Source organism: Marinagarivorans sp., assembly GCF_982758155.1.
In genome coordinates this window covers 41420-61762 of the sequence record NZ_CEXWTU010000005.1, presented here as the reverse complement: position 1 = coordinate 61762, position 20343 = coordinate 41420, and the positions used below count along the sequence as shown (strand labels likewise).

Sequence of the window (20343 nt, the reverse complement as noted above, 5' to 3'; positions counted from 1 at the left end):
AATCCACGATGGTTTTTATTTCACCTTGAAAGGGCTGCCCTAATGACCTATGTCCTATAGGCCCCGGCATGCGCCCCTTCGAGCGCCTTGCTGAGAAAACAGGCGCCTTCGTCTAATTGGACAAACTATTATTGCCTCGCCCCTTAGTCGTTTGGCGGTTTTACTCACAAAAAAAGGGCCTGCAATTGCAGGCCCTTTTTATTTTCTAGCAAAATGAGTGATGATTAATATTCATTCATTAACGCTTCAAAGCCTGCCTGCCTAATCGGCAAATACACTTCAAGCATGCCTGGTGAAAGCTCACCCAGTTCATTAATGTGTACAAAGTCGTGCGAGCGCGGCCAGCTGTCTATGATTGAACCGTCGGGTAATCTTAGGCGGCCAATACTGCCGGGCTGTGATAAGCCGAGTTGCTCGGGGTTGTGGCAACCGCCACAGGTTAAGCCACTAGCACTTGTTGAGTATCACAATAGATAGCCAACTAAAAAGCTGGTTATCTTCAGGACGTTTATGCGCAGCGTGATACTGAAAGTACGGAATAACGCTTCCGGGCGGACGGAAATCATTTTTCGATTGAAAACTTAGCAAGTATCAGTCCAATTTTGACTGGAAAGGTTTGTTGTCTGTGAATCGCTACTATGGAGTGCGTCGTCATGCGCGGTATAAGCATAGTCGCTTGATTTTTTCACGAGTCATTTTACCATCAAACGATTACATGTAAATGATAGAGTGGGCGTTGAATGCTAGCCGTTTATCACATTAAAAATCCGTTTAGAACTTTGTTTATATAACTAAAAATTAATAAAAATAGATTTTTATATTTTTTTCATTTAATTAATGAAAATACTGTTTTTTTTAGTGTGAAGTAAAAAAGTTTAATAAGGGTTTGAGGTCTATATACCTAGTATTTAGTGCACTAAATGGGAGAGGTTCTTAAGTGATTTCATGGTTGTGCATCCATTGTTTGCCTTGTGGTCGATTCATAAATTCAATACACGGCTTTCTTTCGCAAAAAAATCTGGTCGAATTTTGAGCTAATATCAAGAGTGTAAAGCCAAAGTCAGCTTTGAAAGTGTGGCTTATTTGGCACTAACCGGTTTTGGGTTTGGTTTGATGGCTGGGGCGTGATTAACTCGTTTAGAGTTTGGGGCACGTGCTGGTTAATTTTTTAAGTCGGCTGTTGTTCCGGTTTGTACGTATACCGATATGGAAGCTTAAAGTGTCGCTGGTTAAAGCCGGCTGGAGTTCATTGACTATGTGGTTATCTCATGATTAAAAAATATTGCTTGCGGTATGAATCTAAACCACTGGGCGTACTCTTGCCGTCGATGATTCTTTTGGGGTTAACGGCCTGCGGTGGCGGTGGCGGTACACCGGATCAACCCTCAACTATTGCCAGCACTTCTACTTTGGTGGTCGCTAGTAGCTCTGGTGCCAATAGTAGCTCAAATACCAATACCAGCTCTGGTGGCAGTGTGAGTAGTGTTGCGGTAACTGAGGTGAGCCTGCGGGGTATGGTTACTTTTGACCGAGTCAAACCTACAGTTAACGGTAATGGGCAAATATTTTTAGATTATGCCAATGCGCAAATTAAGCCTGCGCGCGGCGTTACGGTTGAGTTACTTGATAGCTTGAGTGTCGTGATTGCTTCAATCACGACAGATCAAAACGGCGAGTACGCTTTTACCGTAGCGCAAAATCGGGCGGTTAAGGTGCGTGTTAAAGCGCAGCTTGATGCCTCTAATTATTCGATAGCGGTAAAGGATAATACGCAAAATAATGCGCTTTACGTATTAGATGGCAGCTTGGCCGGATCGGGTAGTGCAGCGCAGCAAACTCGGGACTTACATGCCAGCTTAGGCTGGAACCTCGTGAATCAATCCTATTCTACTGAGCGGCAGTCGGCTCCTTTCGCTATTCTCGATTCTTTATTCGATAGTCTAGCTATGGTGCTTGCTGCGGACGCCTCGATAGATTTACCGCCATTGGATGTGTTTTGGAGTGTGAATAATGTGGCTGTAGGGGGAGGTTTTAGTGAGGGGAATATAGGAAGCTCGCTATATAGCACGGGTGCTACCGCCATTTATATTCTTGGCCATGCCGATAACGACACAGATGAGTTCGATAACACGGTTGTGCAGCATGAGTTCGGTCATTATCTGGAAGATAAGTTATCACGTAGCGAAAGCATCGGTGGCGTTCATTATTTAGGTGCGCCTGTGGATATGCGCGTGGCTTTTGGTGAGGGTTTTGGCAATGCGTTTGCGGCGATGAGTAGTGGTGAGCCAACTTATTTAGATACATCCGGCGGGCAACAGCAATCGGGTTTTGGTTTTGATATTGAAACCAATCGATTCGGTGGCGGCTACTACAGTGAGGGCGCTATTCATACCGTGTTGTATGACTTATTTGATGGGGGTAATGAGGGTGGCGATAATATCAATTTAGGGTTCGAGCCCATTTTGGCGGCCTTGCGACACAATGATTACATGACGTTTGATGGCTATACGTCCATCTACCCCTTCGCGGATGTCTTAAAAAAGGTTGTGCCTGAGAGTAGCGCTCAAATTAATGAGTTGTTAATTGATCAGCGTATTGTCGGTACTGGCATGTATGGCGAGGGTGAAACGGCTACGGGCAGTGTGTCTTTCAGCTTGCCGATATATCAACGCCTGGCCCCTGGCGGTACGGTAGAGGCTTGCAGCAACAATAACCTTCAAGAATATAATGGCCTTGAAGTGCGACGTTACATATTGCTTGAAGTGCCATCCGGGGGAAATTACACCATTGCTGCTCAGCGTAAAAATGGTATTCAGCCCAGTGATCCCGATTTTCAAATGCACCGCGAAGGAACTTGGGCTGGTGCTAGCGAGGGCCCGGCAGCTGATTCAGAAAGCTGGAATAAGCGGCTAGAGCAAGGGGTATATGCATTGAATGTTTATGATGCTTTTAATACCGATGAGGATGATAGTACCGGCGGATTAGTCTGCTTTAACGTGACTCTTAACTAAGGCGTTGATTATGACAAAGGTGAAGGGAATAATGAGTTTTTCGGGTTCGTTAAAGGCGGCATGCGTACTAATGGCTGGCATTGTAAGTGCACAAAGCTTTGCTGTTGAAACGGGGCGAGCGCACATGGCGGCCAGTGTGGCTCAGGCGAATACGCCTTACGCCAAACCCGGTGCACCTGTGCGCTTAATGAGCCCGGCTGAGTTTAGCTTGGCCAAAGGTGATGTGCTTCCATTGGAGGTTGAGCTCAGTACTCATCCACTAGGGACAACAGTTGTTAAAGTGGCGTCAGGAGGTGGGATTACAGTCTCTGGCCAGCTCAATTACTCTGCGCAAGGAGAGCGTCGCATTGTTATGCCACTTCAGGTTGCTGCGCAGGCAGCCGCTCTGTCTTATGTGCATGTTTGGGTTGAGCATACGGGTGTTAGTGGTCAGAAGACGACACGGGCTTTAGCTATCGCTTTTGATGGCCGATCCAAAGAACTTCCCTTTCAGCATAAGGCTAAAGTTGCGAAGCCCTATATTGAAATGCAGGCTGCAGAGGTGATTCGCTAGTTTTTGTATGGCTTAGGGCGGCCTAGTTGCCGCCATTTTGGTTATTCCTTTTTGTTTTAGGGCACTTTCATACCGCTGTATTCTGGGCGCTATTAGTCTAAGGGCCGAGGAAAAAATACTTTATTTAATAATACTTGCCTCCTTCCCTCTCAACAGCGTTGCTCAAAGCGTTACATGCCCCGGCATGCGCCCCTTTGAGCGCCTTGCTGAGAAAGCAGGCACCCTCGTCTAATTGGATAAACTATTATTGCCCCGCCCCTAAATTGATGAAATAGTCGCGATGCTTTGGTAGGCGCAGCAAAAAGCCTATAGAATGCCGCCATGAATATTACACACCTTACTGACTCATTAAACACTCCTCAGCGCGAAGCCGTCTGTGCGAGCCCTTGCCACCAATTGATTTTAGCGGGGGCTGGCAGCGGGAAAACGCGTGTTCTAGTGCATCGCATTGCTCACCTGATTCAGGCGCAAGGCGTGGCACCTCACCAAATTATGGCGGTTACCTTTACCAATAAGGCTGCGAGTGAAATGCGAGAGCGTTTACAACAGCTGCTGGGGGATGCAGGTGGGCCGAATCGTTTCAGTGGGTTATGGGTTGGCACCTTTCACGGTATCGCGCATAGGCTTTTGAAAATGCATTGGCGCGAAGCTAAGCTGCCGGAGAATTTTCAAATACTCGATAGCGATGATCAGCTGCGCGTTGTTAAGCGCGTTTATCAAGCCCTACAGATCGATGAAAAGCAGTGGCCTCACCGCCAAGCGCAATACTTTATCAACGGCAGTAAAGACGAAGGCCTTCGCGCCCAGCATATTCAAGATAGCCACGACCCTTATACATCAACAATGAAGATGATCTATAGCGCTTATGAAGAGGCTTGTCAGAATAGTGGCCTGGTCGATTTTGCTGAGCTATTACTGCGCTCACATGAGTTGTGGTTGTCGTCGCCGGAACTATTAAAGCACTACCAAGATCGCTTCGTGCATCTGTTGGTCGACGAGTTTCAGGATACCAACAGTGTGCAGTATGCTTGGTTGCGCGTTTTGGCTGGCAATGCGTGCTGGGTGACAGGCGTCGGTGATGATGATCAATCTATTTACGGTTGGCGTGGCGCCAAAATTGAAAACATTCAGCAGTTTGAAAAAGATTTTCCGAATACTGAAGTAACAAAGCTTGAGCAAAACTATCGTTCAACCAATACCATATTAGGTGCCGCAAATGCGGTTATTCAGAATAATAGTAGCCGCTTAGGTAAAGAGTTATGGACGCAGGAAGGCGATGGCGATCCTATCGATTTATACAGTGCCTTTAACGAACAGGATGAGGCTCGATATATTGCCGAGTGCATAACTCAGTGGCAAACAGACGGTAACACGTTGGCTTCGGCCGCAGTGTTATACCGCTCGAATGCACAATCACGAGTATTAGAAGAGACTTTTTTACGAGAAGGCCTCGCTTACCGTATTCATGGTGGTCAGCGTTTTTATGAGCGCATGGAAATTAAAAATGCCTTAGCTTATGTGCGGCTTATTTTAAACCGTCATGATGATCCTGCATTTGAGCGCGTGATCAATACTCCGACCCGAGGCATTGGTGAAAAGTCGCTAGAAGCTTTACGTTTCACCGCAAGAGAGCAAGGGTGCAGTTTATTTGATGCCGCAGTGGCTTTGCTGACTAACTGTGTGCTGCCTGCGCGTGCAGCGAACTGTGTTAAGGCTTTCTTGGCATTGTTAGATCAGCTACAAGGTGGTATCGATAGTTTGGGGCTCGCTGAGCAAGTTGAGTATGTTATCCAAGGTAGTGGCTTGTACGATTTTCATCAAAAGGAAAAGGGTGAGCGCGGACAGGCGAGAATTGAGAACTTACAAGAGCTCGTGAACGCTTGCCGGGCTTTTAATGCTGAAGATACCGATCGTGCGCCAATCGCTGAATTTGTCGATAATGCCGCTTTAGGTACCGGTGAACAGCAGGCCGATGAATACCAAGATGCGGTGCAGATGATGACCTTGCATAGTGCAAAGGGCTTAGAGTTCCCCTTGGTGTTTATTGCTGGAGTAGAGGAAAATTTATTCCCGCATAAAATGTCGTCTGATAGTGCTGAGGGTTTAGAAGAAGAGCGCCGCCTGTGTTATGTCGGTATTACTCGAGCGATGAAAAAACTTGTATTAACCCACGCAGAGAGCCGCCGTTTATACGGTGCAGATACGTATAACCCATTGTCGCGTTTTATTCGTGAAATACCCGAAAAATGTATTCAAGAGGTTCGCTTAAAATCTGTTGTCACACGGCCTGTTAATGTCGTTAATCAACGTAAGGATAACGCTTTAAAAGCGGCTTATAGTGATGAAGGCGACGGTGAATTTAAGTTAGGTCAGCGTGTAACGCATGCTAAGTTTGGCGAAGGGGTGATATTGCAGTTTGAGGGTCGTGGGCCTGGCGCGCGCGTTAATGTTGCCTTTACCGAGGCTGGTAGTAAATGGCTAATGATGCAGTATGCAAAACTTGAAGCCGTTGTGCGTTAGTTTGGCTGGGTAAGTTGAAGTGCGATGCCTGCGGGGTGTATTAGTGCTCGTGGGTAATGTATTAATCTAAAAGAATAAGAATAATTTATGGTACGCAAAAACAAGGCGCTACTTTACCCTACGATTATTGCTATTTTGATGCTGGTGATCATTGGCTTGATGGGCAGCCTGATCTTTAAGGATAAGTCTGCTTTAACGAACAATGTTATTGATGTTGCCTCGGCAAAACCTCTCGGAGCAATTTACGAGTGGTCGCTGGTTACCACATGGCCGAAAAATTTCCCAGGCTTAGGGGCCGCACCTGAAAATTTTGCCAAACTACTGGATAAAATGAGTAATGGCAGGCTCAAGGTCAAAGTCTATGGGGCTAATCAGTTGGTGCCGGCAATGGGCGTGTTTGGTGCTGTTTCCTCTGGTAGTGCGCAAATGGGACACAGTGCGGCTTATTACTGGCGCGGTAAAATCCCTGCAGCGGTATTTTTTACGTCTGTTCCTTTTGGTATGACGGCGCAAGAGCTAAACGGCTGGTTGCATTATGGCGGTGGCTTGGCTTTATGGCGCGAAATATATGCCGAGCATAACTTGGTTCCCTTTGCTGCAGGTAATACGGGCGTGCAAATGGGCGGCTGGTTTAATAAAGAAATTAATAGTCTTGATGATATTCAAGGCTTAAAAATGCGTATACCGGGTATTGGCGGCGATGTGTTTTCGCGCGCGGGCGGTACCGCGGTGAATATTCCCGGTGGCGAGCTTTACACCGCGTTACAGTCTGGCGTTATTGATGCCACTGAGTGGGTTGGGCCATATAACGATTTAGCTTTTGGTTTTCATCAGATTGCCAAGTATTACTATTATCCCGGTTGGCATGAGCCTGGCCCCACCTTAGAGCTTATTGTAAATAAAGAGGCTTACGTAGGCCTGCCTGATGATTTACAAGCAATGATTGAGGCTGCGGCGCGAACAGTAAACCAAGATATGCTAGATGAATATACGGCGCGAAATAATGATGCTTTGGTCGAGCTCGTTGAGCACCATAAGGTTGATGTGAGACCTTTTCCTGTGGATGTATTGAAGAGTTTTGCTGGTATGAGCGAAGAGCTTTACGCTGAATACTCTGTTGATGACCCTTTATTTAAACGGGTCTATGAGCATTATAGTGACTATCTCTATAAAGTGCGGGGTTACCACATGCTGAGCGAGCAAGCTTATTTAGATGCGAGAGAGGCTGCGCGACCGTTATCGGTAAAGCCAGTTAATTAAAATTTAAAGATTGTAGTAAGCCTGCGGAGATATTTCAGCTATGAAAATTTTTCGATCGAAACTTATGAAGTGTGCGCTTATTGTTGTAGCAGGGGTGATGGGGGGCTGTGCTAATTTGGGGCAGGTTGCAGACACCGGTGTTCAGCTCTCGCAAGCGATGGGGTATAACCCTGCGCAACTGTCTTCTGCAGTTAAAGAGGCACTAGAGCTCAGCGCCGTAAGGGCTACAGACGCGCTAAGTGAAAGCGGTGGTTATTCAAATAGCGCAAAATTCAAAATTGCACTGCCGGAAGATGTTCAAAATATTGCGAGTGCACTGCGTAGCTTTGGTTTAGGCGGGTATCTTGATAATGTTGAAGTGCTGATGAATCGCGGAGCTGAAAAAGCGGCTGCGCAAGCCAAACCCTTTTTAATCGATGCCATTAAAAGTATGGATGTGACGGACGCTATCGGTATTGTACGCGGAGGTGAAAATGCAGCCACTTTATTTTTCAGGTCGAAAACTGAATTGGAAATTCGAGAGCACTATCAAAAAATTGCCAAAGAGCAACTGGATCAATTGGGTTTTTATGGTGATTATAAGCAATTGTTAAACGCTTATAAGTTAGCGCCGATTCGAAACAAACCAGATTTAGATCTGGAGGCGCGAGTGATTGATATGGGCTTAAATTCACTATTTTCACAAATAGCAGCCGAAGAGAAAAAAATACGAGAAAACCCAGTAGAGCAGGGTAATGTTTTAATTGGTGCTGTGTTTGGACGTTAAGGTTGTAGGTGGGTCATGAACGATACTTTTCCTTTGGTTTCTATTGCAGTTACCACTTACAACGGCAGTCGATATTTAAGGCAGCAGTTGGATAGTTTGTTAACGCAGGACTACCCGAATATAGAAATCGTAGTTGCGGATGATTGCTCGTCAGATGACACTAGGTTGGTTCTTTCAGAGTATGAAGGCAATGATCAATTTCGATGGTATCAAAATGATAGTAATTTAGGATATGTCAAAAACTTCGAAAAAGTCATTGCTAAATGTAAAGGTGAATTCATAGCGCTTTGTGATCAGGATGATATTTGGTATCCAAATAAAATATCGAGAACCATGAAGGAGTTTAATTCGGATGAAATCATGCTTGCGTATAGCAATGCTGATTTGATTGCGGAAAACGATAGCTTGCTACCTAGTAGTTTGATGGAGCGAATGCCGATTTCTCCCATTATTGGTAAAGGTTTTCGGAAATTTTACTTTTATAGTACGGTCAATGGATGTTGTGCGGTGTTTCGATCGGGGTTGTATCGTGGATCTGCTCCTTTTCCTGATGAAGTGCCTCATGATTGGTGGCTTGCGTATCGTGCTGCGCGACTTGGGGGGGTATCATATGTTGATGAGCGATTGCTAGGTTACCGGCAGCATGACATGAATGCTGAGGGAATATCGTACAGTATATCTCTAATGAGTTTTTTCCCTTACATGAAAAAAAAGCTCAAAATGTATACTGGGACATTTTGTGTCGCAAAACTTAATCGGCCGATTAAAGTTAATGACGTATTTATTCGACGTTGCCGTGCCTATATGAATGTTGAGCAGGCGACTGATGAGTTGCATATATTACAGCAACTATTGGACTGGTCTACAAAGAGGCAGTTAAGTAATGCTTCATTGGCAGAGTTTTCGAAGTTCTTTGAAGAATATGGTGAATCTTTAGGTATCCGAAAAAAGTCTCGCCTTTTGTGGAGTGTGGGATACGAGGTTTTGAGGGCAAAGATTAAATTGGTATATAAGCTAGTCGTACCCCCTCTTGTTATTGTGGGGTTTACAATGCTGGCTTTAAATTTCTTTTAGGTGTCAATGTGTGCGTAATATCATTTTACAATAATGGATGTTGGTTAAAAAACATCATTAGAGCGGTTAAGGTTGGTTAGCTGTATTTTTGTTTATGATGAATGTCTAGGTTCCTGTGATTGCCGGAGGGTGTAGTGAGTTTGATGTTTAGAAATGTTCGGAGGTCGTTTAAGAGTAAGCTTCCATATGTTCGACGTCGAGTGTTCAAGAAGCATGTGAGGCTACATGAAAGATTGGAGTCTGAGCTTGAGTGGCGTGCTAGCGGTGCGAATACGGCTAAATTGTGTGAGTATAAAAAAAGTGTTGAGCTGACCGGTGAAGTCGCTTTTTTTGTAACACATGCTCCCGATCCACAGCTTAAAAAACATGTAGTTGAATATGTCCAAGCCTTAGCTGAGTTGGGGGTGAGCATTGTTTTGATTGTGAATACTGATCAGGACTCGTCTTCGTTTTATATTAATGCGGATGTTGAGGCTAAATTAGCGGGTATCTATTTTAGAGAGAATATAGGCTTTGATTTTGCTGCATGGGCACATGTGTTTTGTGAAATTCCGGACAAATCACTCTGGAGTAGACTTTATTTTGTAAATGATAGTTTAGTAGGGCCGTTAAATAAAACTCACTTAGCTACAATTTTTGAAGAAATTAGATTGGGGGCATTTGATGTGTATGGCCTTACGGATAATTATTGTCCATATTGGCATATGCAGAGTTTTTTCTTTGCGCTGGATCGAGGGGTGGTGCAGTCAGAGGTATTCTGTAAAATGATGCTGCATACCTTGAATTTTACCGATAAGCAGCTCGTTATTGATTTTTATGAGCTTAAGTTCGCTAATAGAATTAAGCAACTAGGTTTCACCCTTAAAGTCTTATTTCCTTCATTAGTTCCTGACCCCTTGTTATCGAACCGAGTTTATTTTGCTTGGCAGGAATTGGTGCTAGAAGGTTTTCCGTTTGTTAAAACAAGTGTAATTAAAGAAAACCTCCATGACGCTTTATTGCAAGATACCGTACCCGAAGACTTCTTGGCGAAGGATTTCTAATGCAGGGAAGCCTATTTCTTTCTCGCATTCATAGATATGAGGGTGGCTTGTGCTTATAGCAATTCTTATTGATAGTCTAGCTGGCGGGGGCGCTGAGAGGGTGATGTTGACGCTTGCTCAAACGCTAACCAGTCAAGGCCATGCTTGCATAGTGCTGGTTTTAGATGATGCATGTGAGCACGACTTACCTCCAAAAGTACCTGTCTTTTCTTTAAAAATTGATAATATTGTTGATCGTTACTTCCCTAGTAAAGTGTTAGCTTCGAAATTGAATTCTATTGAGGCAGAGTATGGGCGGTTTGATTTACATATATCCAACTTGGAAAAAACAAACCTCGCTGTTGCAAAGCTCAATCTCCGTAACACTCTCTATGTTGTACATAACTCCGTAGCGCATACGTTAAATGTCCGTTGGTTACAGCCTTTCAAGTGGTGGATGGTTAGGCAGTCACTCAAGGGGTTATCGGGGAAGGATGTTGTTGCGGTGTCGCAAGGCGTTGCTGAAGGTATTGCTCGTTCACCCTTAATTAAACCTAAGTCCTTAACGACAATATACAATCCGTTGGACTTAAATGAAGTCACGACCTTGTCCGATGCTTTGGATGAAGCTATTCCTACTGAGCCTTACTTGATCCATGTTGGGCGCGTGGCGAGACAAAAGCGACATGATGTTTTGTTTGAAGCTTTGTCTAAAGTGAAATCACCGATTAAACTTGTTTGTTTGTGTAAAAATGTTCGAAAGGCGCGAAAACTGGCTGAAAAATATGGCGTTCAGGATCGTGTGATTTTACCCGGTTTTAAGCGCAATCCTTATCCGTGGATTAAAGGGGCGAAAGGGCTGGTGTTAAGCTCTGATTTTGAAGGCTTTCCTACGGTGCTAATTGAGTCGTTATCTTTAGGCGTGAATACGATTAGCGCTGATTGTGATTATGGTCCAAGAGAAATATTAACAGGTCCTTTGGAACGCTGGCTTGTTGAGCCGGGTAATCCGAATGCGCTGGCCCAAAAAATCAATGAGTATATTGACGAAAGTCCCTCCTATTCTCGCCCTGAAATATTGGATCAAGTGGGCAGTAGCAAGGCGGCTAGTCGTTATTTAGCACTTTTGGGCGATGATTTTGTGGCGCGATCGCCAATTAAGCAGTGTCAAGCTTCTAGAAAACCTACCCCGCTAACAACACCGTAACGTTATTCTGTAATGGCTAGCATTAAAGTTCTGTTTATTCCTGTTTCTGGCCCTGAAGGTATTGGCGAGTATATGCGCTCGCTAATTTTGGCGGATGCGGTTAGCGCTGTATATTCTGAGGTGGAAGTGTCTTTTATACTCAGTAAAGGCGCACCTTATGTTGATGCTTGCCCATACCCTGTACATCTTACTGATGAATCCCCAACGAAATGCACGGTGCAAGTTAATGCTATTTTGCAATGTGTGAGGCCAACCATTGCGATATTTGACTGTTCTGGGCGTGCATCGCAGTATAAAAAAGCAAAAGAACTTGATTGCAAAGTTATTTTTATTAGTCAGCACAAAAAAAAGCGAAGGCGTGCATTTGCGCTTAATCGTATCGGTAACGTTGATGCTCACTGTATTACGCAATTTAAATTTGTAGATGGCGATGTAACATGGTTCGAACGGATTAAATTAGCTTTAGCGCGAAAGCCAGCTCCGTATTTTATGGGGCCAGTTTTTAGTGTGCCAAGCACATCATTACCTTTTTCGGTGGCTGAGCGTTATGTCGTCTTTTCGGCGGGCGGTGGCGGGCATGCTGTAAACGGGGTTAAAGCAACGGATGTTTTCATTTTGGCAGCGACTCGCTGGTTTGAGCAGACCGGTGAGCAGTGCCATGTGTTGCTGGGGCCCAATTATCAGGGTGAGGTATTATTGAAAGCGGGTGTTGTTTTTCATAGGCAATTACCGAATGCGGATTTGATGGCCTTGATGAAAGGTTCTCGGGTTGCGGTGCTGGGTGGCGGGGATATGCTGTCTCAAGCTGTCGCGTTAAAAATACCGTCGATCGCTGTGGCTGTCGCCAAAGATCAGCCGCCTCGAATAAAAGCTATTGTAAAGGCGGGTTTAACGACGGAGTCGGCCCTAGACGTTGAGGCTATTGTGGAACAACTCAATAGTGCTGTAGTTATTCCTTCGCAGGATGTTCCTGTTGGGAGAGAAGTTTTTTTGACTGTATTGGATGGTCTGCTTGCTGCGCGCTAATGGATATCACTGGTTGTTCAGTGAGGGCATTTCTTGATTTTTTTTCCGCTCCCACAATAACATAAGTCATTTCTTCCTAGTTTTATGTCGGGTAAATGTTCCCCTTGATGATATTTCCAGAAATTTTCGATTTTAGTGAAGTTTGAGACTTCATGTAACTGCATAATTTCTTGGCTAATACTGCCTCCATCAGATTTTTTTTCGCTGTAAAATGCGCAAAATTCAACGATCCCTTCCGCATCATCTTTAGCTTCACTTCGAATAACTTTAAGGCCGTGCCAGTGTGTGGTTGCTATCGTTTTCTTTAGCGTGGCTGCGTCGTCCACCTGCTGTAAACTTGGGTGAGTTGTGGTAATAATGTAGTCGATGTCTTGGGTGCGGAAAGCGCTGTAGCGCGAGCGCATAAGCGCTTCTGGGGTTAATGCTTGTTTATGGCCGGAAAGTAGCGGCTCACAGCAATCGGAATAATTTAGCTGCGAACAGCAGTAGCAAGGGATATTGGTTGTCATGGTTTAGGCTTAATCGTGGGCTTCTGTTCGTGAGTGCAGTTTATGTGTTTCTATGTCGTTATGTATTTCTTCGATGTCAGGTAATGGGCTGGCATTTTTTGCCAGGTCGCCAAAGCGCTCTACTTTCCCATATAAGCCTTGTCGTCCTACGATTGCGGTTACGGAATCGTTGTAATGATTGGTGACTGTTTGTAGGCTGCGCCCAAGTTTGGTTAGGCGCTCTGCAATCATGCAGACTTGTTGGTGAATGTCGCCAGCGCGTTCTGCCAACGCAAATGCTTGCGAATGGCTACGCTCCAATAACCATAAATTAGAAATGGTTTTTAATACCGGCATGAGGGTTGTATTACTTACTAGAATAATATTCTTTTGACTGCCGTATTCGTAAAGTGTGTTGTCATGTTTAAGCGCCTCAATAAAGGCGGGTTCGATGGCGAGATACATAAGTACAAAATGCGGGCTGTTAGCGCCGTTTAGTGCGCTGTAATCCTTCTGCGCCAAATCGTCCATGTGCTTGCGCAGCGCTTTAATGTGGCGATTCAGCGCTAAGATTTGCTCTTGTTCTGTCTCTGCGGCAATTGCGGCATCGTAGGCTACAAGGCTCATTTTGCTGTCAATAATAATGTGTTTATTGTCGGGTAAGTTGATAATGAAGTCGGGGCGTCGGTTTTGTCCTTGCGCGGTAACAAAGTTGGCTTCTCGTTGATAGTGTAAATCGCGCATGAGTCCTGCGGCTTGAAGGCAGCGTTCTAATTGCATTTCACCCCATGTTCCTGTGAGTTTTTTGTCGCCTTTGAGTGCTTGGCTTAAAGTGTGGGCTTCCTGGGTGATTTCTTGGTTCAAGACCTTGAGGTGCTGCAATTCAGTACTCAAGCTTGCGTGTGAAGAAACTTGACTATGTTGGAATTGCTCAACTTGTTGGCTAAAGCGACCTAGCTGTTGCTTGAAAGGCTCCAGTAATAGCTTTACGGATTGCTCTTGATTCTTGGAAAATTGCGTACCGTTATCGTTAAATATTTTTTGTGCTAGGTGTTCAAATTGTACGCTTAAGAGCTGTTGTTGCTTTTCAAACTGCGACACTTGTTGGTGATGGGCGCGTTCCCTTTCTTGCTGTTGGGTGTGTAGTTGTACAACTTGGTGGCTTTTTTGCTCTAAGCGACTTGTTAAGTTATTGATTTGTAGATGCTGCTCTTCATATTGCTTATTGAGGTAATGATTTTCTGAGGTGAGCTGCGTAGCGTTAGTTTCTAGTATTTGATGCTGCTGTAAATCGCTTTGCCTGCGTCTGGCTGCCCATAACGCGTGGACCAAAGCCCCGATAAATAGACCAAGGCACAGTGTTGCGGCTGAAATGAAAGCGGGTGATTGAAGGATGGTGTTCAATGATGCGGGCATGTTGATGGTGTCAGTTTTATTTGTAGGGTGTAATTATGCGCCTTTGAATGGCGCTTGCCAAAGGGGCTGTTTGTCTGGCTTAATCTTAAAAAAATTAGAGGCATTCCCATGCAAGAGCTAAGTTTGATTGAAACCCGTGTTATTGGCTGTTTAATTGAAAAAGCGATTACAACGCCAGATCAGTACCCGTTGTCATTAAATAGTTTAACGAACGCCTGTAATCAAAAAAGTAATAGGGATCCTGTTGTTGAGTTTGAGGAGGTTGAGGTGCAGGAGGCCTTGGACCATCTTATTGCTCAAAACTTAGCGGCCGAGGTTCGTTCCGGTGCGCGCGTTGCTAAATATCAACACCGTTTCGGCACCAGTGAATTTGCTGAGGTGCGCTACAACGAGAAAGAGATAGCTGTGCTATGCCTGCTTTTCCTGCGTGGCCCACAAACACCGGGGGAGCTAAGGACTCGTTCGGCACGATTAGCAGGGTTTAAAGATGTGGGTGATGTTGAGGTTGTACTGGAAAAACTATCGGATCAATCTTCGGGTCCGTTTGTACAAAAATTACCGCGTGAGCCAGGTAAGCGTGAAAACCGATGGGCGCACTTATTTAGCGGCGAGCTAGAGATTGAGTTGTTGCCGGGTGGGGCTGAGGCTGGAAGGCAGTCCAGTAGTACTTTATCCTCTAGAGTGGAGTCTTTGGAGGGGGAATTGACTAAGCTAAAAGCAGCCTTTCTTGAGCTTAAAGCGCAGTTTGATGATTTGATGGTTTAAGTGCTGGATTGTGTTGTGCGCTATTTGATGCTGTCGTAGCCTGCGAGGAGTTGCTCCCAGTCTTGCTGTTCGAATGCAAATTGGGCGCAGCGTGCGAGCTCTTTATTGAGCGAGCGATAGAGTCGTCCTAAATTTTGTGCTGTCCAGCTGGCTTTGTTTTCGAGATCAGTCTGTAACTTTGCGCGATCAAAGTCGATAAGCCAAATTTTACCTCGATCATCTCGCATAATATTGTGGCAGTTTAAGTCGGCGTGATAAACACCGTGTTGATGGAAGTGGCCAATGGTTATACCTACGTTTCGCCACTCTTGCTGACTTAAATTATGTTGTTGTAAATGCTGGAATAAGTCTTTTGCGTCGGGTATTTTTGCCATAAGAATATCGGCTCTATACCACAGTCCGGTTCTTTCTATGAGTCCTGCAATTGGCTTTGGTGCGGGCAGCCCCCAAGTGTTTAGTTTCTGTAAAATCTGTAGTTCGGCATAGACTCTGGTGTTTTTTAAGCCGCTAAATGCGTAGGTGTCGCGCATGATGTGGCGAACCATGCCGCCTCTATAATAGTGTCGGAGCACGTAGTGATGAATGTCATTTTGGATGAAATAGGTCGTGCTTCGGCCGGAACTTTGTCCAGTGATGGCCTTTTGATCTTGCCAATAGTTCGGTGAAAACCAGTCTCGAGTGATTGTTTGCGTGCCTGAGGTGCAGTCGAGTATATGAAGGTTTCTAGAGAGTTTAGCTATGTGTGGCACGGGGTCATCCTATTGAAGCTTAAAATATATACTGATGCCGGTTAGAGCTTGAGTAACCGCAAGTGAAGCTAAGATCATGCCCATAACTCGACTGGTAATATTGGCGCCATTAGAGCCTATAGTACGGTAAAGAAAACCGGAGCATAGAAGTAGCATTAGGGTGATAGCTAAAACGGCTGTCATGCAAAATATTACACCTAGCTGTTCCATAATACTGAAGCGGTTGTTGTCTGTCATGATCACGGCGGCAAGGATTGCACCTGGACTCGCTATGGAGGGGATGGCGAGGGGGAATGCGGCAGTTTGATGATGCGACTCGAGTTGTTTGATTTCACTTTCCGGTTTCCCGTCTCCAAGTATCATAGTTAAGGCAAACAAAAATAAAATAATGCCGCCTGCAATTTGAAAGGCGGATAACGGTATGTTTATCGCGGTGAATATAAGTTCGCCTGCTACGGCAAAAAATAGCAACACAAAAAAAGCAATAACCACTGCCTTTAATGCAGTTAATGCCTTTTGCTTTGGTGTTAATTGTTTGGTGACTGCAATAAAGACGGGCACTGTTCCTATGGGGTCTATAACCGCAAAAAAAAGAACGAAGTTTGCGATGAAGTTTTCCATGGATTAATCAGAGTGGCTTTCGCGGGGAAGCTTATGTATCAGCCAGTAGGCAATGCTCATAGCAAGAGTGACAGCGGCGATGGCATAGATGTATTGGGGCTCTACTTTATCAATATCTAAGATGATGACTTTTCGTGCTATGGCCATCAGTGCGGTAGCCAGAACAATTTTTACGTGAATCGCATCATCGCGCAGGTAAATAGTGATGTTGATAAGAATTTCTATTGCAATAAGTACGGCCATAAATGCGCCGAAAGTGGCCAGCATGTCAGATATGGTTAGTATGAATAACGGTGGGGTTAATAAACGTTGGTAAAGAGTCCAGCCGACATCAATGACTCCCATTATTATGACAAATACCATTAGTACCGCGAGGCATTTCACGCAAATTCGTACTACTAAATAGAGTCGCGATATTAAGGGGTCGGTGTTCTCAAGATTCTTCATGCCATTCCACTGTTAGGGTTCTTATTGTTCACTATAGGCTGCCTTATATTATGGTCGCGCTCCATTGGTGGCACGAAGGTGCTATGTAAAGCTTTGTTACTACTAGTTTAACAGCGATATGCATATACCCAAAATACCTATCTATATATTCTTAACGTTGTGTCCGCTTGCCGTGGTTAGCTGCCTTGTATGCTCATTATGCTTAAGTTTGGTGTCCTCTTAGTATAGGTGTATTGTTTTTGGTCGCTTACTATCGTGCTGTTTTTAGTGAGGTATTTTATTCCCTCGATGATGTACTGGTAACTACTGGCACGATGTTAGCTTTTAAGCTTTAGAGGCCGTGTTGTTGCGTTAGTTTGGGTTGTGCTGGATGAGCTTGGTGCAAGCGCTACCCAAAAACGCACCATCGTGGTGTTTTTGCTGCTTTTTACCCGTACTTATCTGGAGTGTATAAACATGAATAAACTGGAAATGACTGAGGTCATCATGGCTGCAAAATCTGCAAAGTCTGTCACTTGGGAGGAGGCCGGTAGCCACATTGGCGTTTCACCTGTTTGGCTGGCATCTGCATGCCTAGGTATGAACTCTGCTCCACTGGAAACAGCGGCGGCAATTGCCGACTTTTTTCAGTTGGATGAAGGTGTGGCTACAGCCCTTGCGGCTTACCCAACAAAAATATGGGATCAAGCCGTCCCTACAGACCCGCTAATTTATCGCTTATATGAAGTTGTAGGGGTGTACGGCGAAACATTAAAAGAGGTTATTCAGGAAAAGTTTGGCGATGGAATTATGAGTGCAATTGACTTCTCGATGGATGTCGCTAAAGAAGAGTGTCCGAAGGGAGATCGTGTTGTTCTGACTTTAAATGGAAAGTTTTTGCCTTACAAGTCCTGGTAATGAACGACTAATCTTTTTTGAACGTATTGAGTCCCCGCATTTGGGTTTGATTACTTGATTCGTTACACTAGCCGGCTATTCCACGCGCATTTTGCGCATTGATGAGTATGGTGGCTAGTGAATTCTATTCAATCTATATGTATTTTGCGTTTATCGGCAATTGGTGATGTATGCCATGCTGTCGCTGTTGTGCAAGCAATACAGGCGCATTACCCAGATGCCAAAATCACTTGGGTCATTGGTCGAATAGAGGCCGCTTTATTAAAGCAATTACCGAATATCCGCTTTGTTATTTTTGATAAGCGCGATGGGGTTATGGCTTATCAAAAATTACGCACTCAACTGCCGGAAACGTTTGATGCGTTGCTGCATATGCAGGTGGCCTTAAGGGCTAACATTGCAGCGGCTTGTATTCGAGCAACACGTAAAATTGGATTCCCTAAGCATCTTTCTAAGGAGGCTCATGGGCTTGTCGTCAATGAGCGTGTTCAAGCTTTGCCTCAGCCGCATGTGTTAGAAGGTTTTGCGGCTTTTGCGACGGCCATTGGCGTGCCCGATTTTGTTCCCGCTTGGAATATCCCAATTTCTTCTGATGACCAAGTTTGGCTCGAGGCTTTGCTACTTGAGGCTCACTTGAATGAGCGAAAAATATTTGTAATTTCGCCATCAGCCAGTAATGCGGAGCGCAACTGGTTGCCGGAGCGCTATGCTCAAGTGGCTGACTATGCTGCGGCAAAAGGTTTTTGTGTGGTGTTATGCGGTGGCCCGACAGAGCACGAGAAAGCATTGGGACAAGCTATTGTTGACCGTTGCACGAAATCGCCGATAAACATGATCGCTAAAACGAGCCTGACGCAATTACTTTCAATGCTAAAAGCCGCGGATATAGTGCTGAGCCCAGATTCGGGCCCTGCGCATATGGCGACTACGCAGGGCACGCCAGTGATTGGTTTGTATGCCCACAGCAACCCTGCGCGAACCGGTCCCTATCATTCACTGCCGTGGGTTGTTGAGGTTTATCATCAACATCTTGCCCTGCAAAAAAGCGATCAATTACACCGTTGGGGGGTAAGGGTAAAGGGGGAGCGTTTAATGGCCGATATCTCTGTTAATGCCGTTACGGCTATGTTCGATTCACTGTGCCAGAGCAAGGGGTTGAGTGATGACTGAGCGCGCACTTTTTCTGGATCGAGATGGTGTCATTAATATCGATAAAGGCTATGTTTATAAGATTGACGATTTTGATTTTGTGCCTGGTGTTTTTAATTTTTGTCGTCAGGCGGTTGATATGGGATATCAGATAATTGTAGTGACGAATCAGTCGGGTATTGGTCGCGGGTATTACACCGAGGATGATTTCGATATTTTAACCCAATGGATGATCGCTCAGTTTGAGCGCGAGAACATAAATATCGCCAAGGTTTTTTATTGTCCGCATCACCCAGTCGAAGCTAAGGGTCATTATTTAAAAAAATGCAGCTGCCGAAAACCCGGGCCAGGCATGTTGATGCAAGCTATTTCTGAGTTCGGCTTAAAGGCTGAGCAATGTTTGATGCTGGGGGATAGTCAAAGCGATATTCTTGCGGCGCAAGCGGCTGGGGTTCGAGGCGTCAAGTTGGAAAGCGGTAAGGCGGACTATGCTGCATTGGCAGAACTGGTGTTTTGATTGGGTGTTTTGCGAAACTGTTTAAACAAAAAAAGGAGAGCTAGCGCTCTCCTTTTTTACGGATATTAGCCTTTCTTTATGAGCTAAGCTTCTTCGCTTTCTTCTGTTTGAATAGGCTTATTTTTAATCGCGAGCCTTCCGAAGAATATACCGATTTCAAATAGCCCCCACATAGGGAAGGCAAGTAAGGATTGGCTTACCACATCGGGCGGCGTCATTAGCATGGCGATAACAAAGCAGGCAACAATTACGTAAGGGCGTTTCTGTGCTAGCCCGTCAGGTGAAATAATACCCGCCGTCACCAATATTACCGTTGCTACGGGTATCTCAAACGCGAGACCAAAGGCAAAAAATAATTTAATGACAAGGCTTAAAAACGTGGTGATGTCAGGCATTAATGCGACGTCGTCAGGAGTGACCGCATTAAAGAACATAAATATTGGCGGTAGGACAATGAAATACGCGAAAGCAATGCCGAGGTAAAACAATATAACGCTGGAGGCGAAAATAGGTTTGGCGAGTCGTTTTTCATTTCGATAAAGTGCCGGTGCAATAAAAGCCCATATCTGATAAAGCAAAAATGGCATAGCGATAAAAACGGAAACAAAAAATGTCAGCTTAAATGGCGTTAAAAATGTAGCTGTCACATCTGTCGCGATCATGGTGCTGGTGCCTTCCAGCGCTTGAATAAGGGGTTGAGCTACAAAATTGTAGATGTCCCTCGCAAAGTAAATCAGTGAGATAAATATGACGACTACGGCAAGTACTGCACGTACGAGGCGATCTCGCAGTTCAGTTAAATGCGCCACTAGTGGTTGGGTTTCTTGCTCTTCTTCAAACTCGTCGGTCATAGGT

The 20343-nt window shown here is 45.0% G+C and carries 19 protein-coding genes; 13 read left to right on the top strand and 6 right to left on the bottom strand.

What is annotated here, in order from left to right; translation table 11 throughout:
* The first annotated feature begins 1268 nt into the window (after positions 1 to 1268).
* From AC3A8L_RS01525 to AC3A8L_RS01485, 9 genes are all read left to right on the top strand, one after another.
* Positions 1269 to 3011 (top strand): hypothetical protein, encoded by a 1743-nt coding sequence (locus AC3A8L_RS01525; protein ID WP_487960449.1) that lies wholly within the window; start codon positions 1269 to 1271, stop codon positions 3009 to 3011.
* 10 nt (positions 3012 to 3021) lie between these two features.
* The gene (locus AC3A8L_RS01520; protein WP_487960448.1) at positions 3022 to 3564 is read left to right on the top strand and encodes a hypothetical protein; all 543 of its coding nucleotides are present in this window, start codon (positions 3022 to 3024) and stop codon (positions 3562 to 3564) included.
* A 321-nt stretch (positions 3565 to 3885) separates the two neighbouring features.
* Positions 3886 to 6084 carry a DNA helicase II gene (gene uvrD / locus AC3A8L_RS01515; RefSeq protein ID WP_487960447.1) on the top strand — a complete coding sequence of 733 codons (2199 nt, stop codon included), beginning with the start codon at positions 3886 to 3888 and terminating at the stop codon, positions 6082 to 6084.
* An 87-nt stretch (positions 6085 to 6171) separates the two neighbouring features.
* A complete protein-coding gene (locus tag AC3A8L_RS01510) occupies positions 6172 to 7344 on the top strand; it encodes a TRAP transporter substrate-binding protein (protein ID WP_487960446.1) in 1173 nt (390 codons plus the stop codon).
* A gap of 40 nt (positions 7345 to 7384) precedes the next feature.
* A complete protein-coding gene (locus AC3A8L_RS01505; protein WP_487960445.1) occupies positions 7385 to 8110 on the top strand; it encodes a DUF4197 domain-containing protein in 726 nt (241 codons plus the stop codon).
* Positions 8111 to 8125: 15 nt separating this feature from the next.
* Positions 8126 to 9184, top strand: coding sequence for a glycosyltransferase family 2 protein (locus AC3A8L_RS01500; RefSeq protein ID WP_487960444.1), 1059 nt, complete (start codon positions 8126 to 8128; stop codon positions 9182 to 9184).
* A 143-nt stretch (positions 9185 to 9327) separates the two neighbouring features.
* A complete protein-coding gene (locus tag AC3A8L_RS01495) occupies positions 9328 to 10227 on the top strand; it encodes a rhamnan synthesis F family protein (protein WP_487960451.1) in 900 nt (299 codons plus the stop codon).
* Between the two features lie 49 nt (positions 10228 to 10276).
* Positions 10277 to 11413: a glycosyltransferase gene (locus AC3A8L_RS01490; protein WP_487960443.1), complete on the top strand. Its 1137-nt coding sequence runs from the start codon at positions 10277 to 10279 to the stop codon at positions 11411 to 11413.
* Positions 11414 to 11425: 12 nt separating this feature from the next.
* Positions 11426 to 12439, top strand: coding sequence for a hypothetical protein (locus AC3A8L_RS01485; protein WP_487960442.1), 1014 nt, complete (start codon positions 11426 to 11428; stop codon positions 12437 to 12439).
* A gap of 17 nt (positions 12440 to 12456) precedes the next feature.
* Here AC3A8L_RS01485 and AC3A8L_RS01480 read toward each other — a convergent pair whose 3' ends face one another.
* Entirely contained in the window at positions 12457 to 12948 is a 492-nt protein-coding gene (locus tag AC3A8L_RS01480) for a YchJ family protein (protein ID WP_487960441.1), read from the bottom strand.
* Positions 12949 to 12957: 9 nt separating this feature from the next.
* Positions 12958 to 14343, bottom strand: a complete 1386-nt coding sequence (locus AC3A8L_RS01475; RefSeq protein ID WP_487960440.1) for a DNA recombination protein RmuC — start codon at positions 14341 to 14343, stop codon at positions 12958 to 12960.
* A gap of 108 nt (positions 14344 to 14451) precedes the next feature.
* On the opposite strand from AC3A8L_RS01475, the gene AC3A8L_RS01470 reads away from it, so the two are divergent.
* Positions 14452 to 15108 (top strand): YceH family protein, encoded by a 657-nt coding sequence (locus AC3A8L_RS01470; protein WP_487960439.1) that lies wholly within the window; start codon positions 14452 to 14454, stop codon positions 15106 to 15108.
* 20 nt (positions 15109 to 15128) lie between these two features.
* Here AC3A8L_RS01470 and AC3A8L_RS01465 read toward each other — a convergent pair whose 3' ends face one another.
* Genes AC3A8L_RS01465 through AC3A8L_RS01455 form a run of 3 tightly spaced genes read right to left on the bottom strand, consistent with a single transcriptional unit; the run spans position 15129 to position 16925 of the window.
* Positions 15129 to 15857, bottom strand: coding sequence for a 3-deoxy-D-manno-octulosonic acid kinase (locus AC3A8L_RS01465; protein ID WP_487960438.1), 729 nt, complete (start codon positions 15855 to 15857; stop codon positions 15129 to 15131).
* 9 nt (positions 15858 to 15866) lie between these two features.
* Positions 15867 to 16478 carry a MarC family protein gene (locus tag AC3A8L_RS01460; RefSeq protein ID WP_487960437.1) on the bottom strand — a complete coding sequence of 204 codons (612 nt, stop codon included), beginning with the start codon at positions 16476 to 16478 and terminating at the stop codon, positions 15867 to 15869.
* A gap of 3 nt (positions 16479 to 16481) precedes the next feature.
* Positions 16482 to 16925 (bottom strand): phosphate-starvation-inducible PsiE family protein, encoded by a 444-nt coding sequence (locus tag AC3A8L_RS01455; RefSeq protein ID WP_487960436.1) that lies wholly within the window; start codon positions 16923 to 16925, stop codon positions 16482 to 16484.
* A gap of 456 nt (positions 16926 to 17381) precedes the next feature.
* Here AC3A8L_RS01455 and cynS point away from each other — a divergent pair, with 456 nt between their 5' ends.
* The 3 genes from cynS to gmhB all read left to right on the top strand — a co-directional run bounded on the left by cynS (position 17382) and on the right by gmhB (position 19488).
* Entirely contained in the window at positions 17382 to 17822 is a 441-nt protein-coding gene (gene cynS / locus AC3A8L_RS01450; protein ID WP_487960435.1) for a cyanase, read from the top strand.
* Between the two features lie 117 nt (positions 17823 to 17939).
* Positions 17940 to 18992: a glycosyltransferase family 9 protein gene (locus AC3A8L_RS01445; RefSeq protein WP_487960434.1), complete on the top strand. Its 1053-nt coding sequence runs from the start codon at positions 17940 to 17942 to the stop codon at positions 18990 to 18992.
* The gene (gene gmhB / locus AC3A8L_RS01440) at positions 18985 to 19488 is read left to right on the top strand and encodes a D-glycero-beta-D-manno-heptose 1,7-bisphosphate 7-phosphatase (RefSeq protein ID WP_487960433.1); all 504 of its coding nucleotides are present in this window, start codon (positions 18985 to 18987) and stop codon (positions 19486 to 19488) included. The genes AC3A8L_RS01445 and gmhB overlap by 8 nt, the downstream gene beginning before the upstream one ends.
* An 83-nt stretch (positions 19489 to 19571) precedes the next feature.
* Here the strand turns inward: gmhB and tatC are convergent, their stop codons facing one another.
* The gene (gene tatC, locus AC3A8L_RS01435; protein WP_487960432.1) at positions 19572 to 20339 is read right to left on the bottom strand and encodes a twin-arginine translocase subunit TatC; all 768 of its coding nucleotides are present in this window, start codon (positions 20337 to 20339) and stop codon (positions 19572 to 19574) included.
* Between the last annotated feature and the right edge of the window lie 4 nt (positions 20340 to 20343).

What these genes read in the sequence shown, in the direction of transcription:
- AC3A8L_RS01525 (WP_487960449.1), top strand. Translation starts at nt 1,269, where the DNA reads ATGATTAAAAAATATTGCTTGCGGTATGAATCTAAACCACTGGGCGTA.
- AC3A8L_RS01520 (WP_487960448.1), top strand. Translation starts at nt 3,022, where the DNA reads ATGACAAAGGTGAAGGGAATAATGAGTTTTTCGGGTTCGTTAAAGGCG.
- uvrD (WP_487960447.1), top strand. Translation starts at nt 3,886, where the DNA reads ATGAATATTACACACCTTACTGACTCATTAAACACTCCTCAGCGCGAA.
- AC3A8L_RS01510 (WP_487960446.1), top strand. Translation starts at nt 6,172, where the DNA reads ATGGTACGCAAAAACAAGGCGCTACTTTACCCTACGATTATTGCTATT.
- AC3A8L_RS01505 (WP_487960445.1), top strand. Translation starts at nt 7,385, where the DNA reads ATGAAAATTTTTCGATCGAAACTTATGAAGTGTGCGCTTATTGTTGTA.
- AC3A8L_RS01500 (WP_487960444.1), top strand. Translation starts at nt 8,126, where the DNA reads ATGAACGATACTTTTCCTTTGGTTTCTATTGCAGTTACCACTTACAAC.
- AC3A8L_RS01495 (WP_487960451.1), top strand. Translation starts at nt 9,328, where the DNA reads ATGTTTAGAAATGTTCGGAGGTCGTTTAAGAGTAAGCTTCCATATGTT.
- AC3A8L_RS01485 (WP_487960442.1), top strand. Translation starts at nt 11,426, where the DNA reads ATGGCTAGCATTAAAGTTCTGTTTATTCCTGTTTCTGGCCCTGAAGGT.
- AC3A8L_RS01480 (WP_487960441.1), bottom strand. Translation starts at nt 12,948, where the DNA reads ATGACAACCAATATCCCTTGCTACTGCTGTTCGCAGCTAAATTATTCC.
- AC3A8L_RS01475 (WP_487960440.1), bottom strand. Translation starts at nt 14,343, where the DNA reads ATGCCCGCATCATTGAACACCATCCTTCAATCACCCGCTTTCATTTCA.
- AC3A8L_RS01470 (WP_487960439.1), top strand. Translation starts at nt 14,452, where the DNA reads ATGCAAGAGCTAAGTTTGATTGAAACCCGTGTTATTGGCTGTTTAATT.
- AC3A8L_RS01460 (WP_487960437.1), bottom strand. Translation starts at nt 16,478, where the DNA reads ATGGAAAACTTCATCGCAAACTTCGTTCTTTTTTTTGCGGTTATAGAC.
- AC3A8L_RS01455 (WP_487960436.1), bottom strand. Translation starts at nt 16,925, where the DNA reads ATGAAGAATCTTGAGAACACCGACCCCTTAATATCGCGACTCTATTTA.
- cynS (WP_487960435.1), top strand. Translation starts at nt 17,382, where the DNA reads ATGAATAAACTGGAAATGACTGAGGTCATCATGGCTGCAAAATCTGCA.
- gmhB (WP_487960433.1), top strand. Translation starts at nt 18,985, where the DNA reads ATGACTGAGCGCGCACTTTTTCTGGATCGAGATGGTGTCATTAATATC.
- tatC (WP_487960432.1), bottom strand. Translation starts at nt 20,339, where the DNA reads ATGACCGACGAGTTTGAAGAAGAGCAAGAAACCCAACCACTAGTGGCG.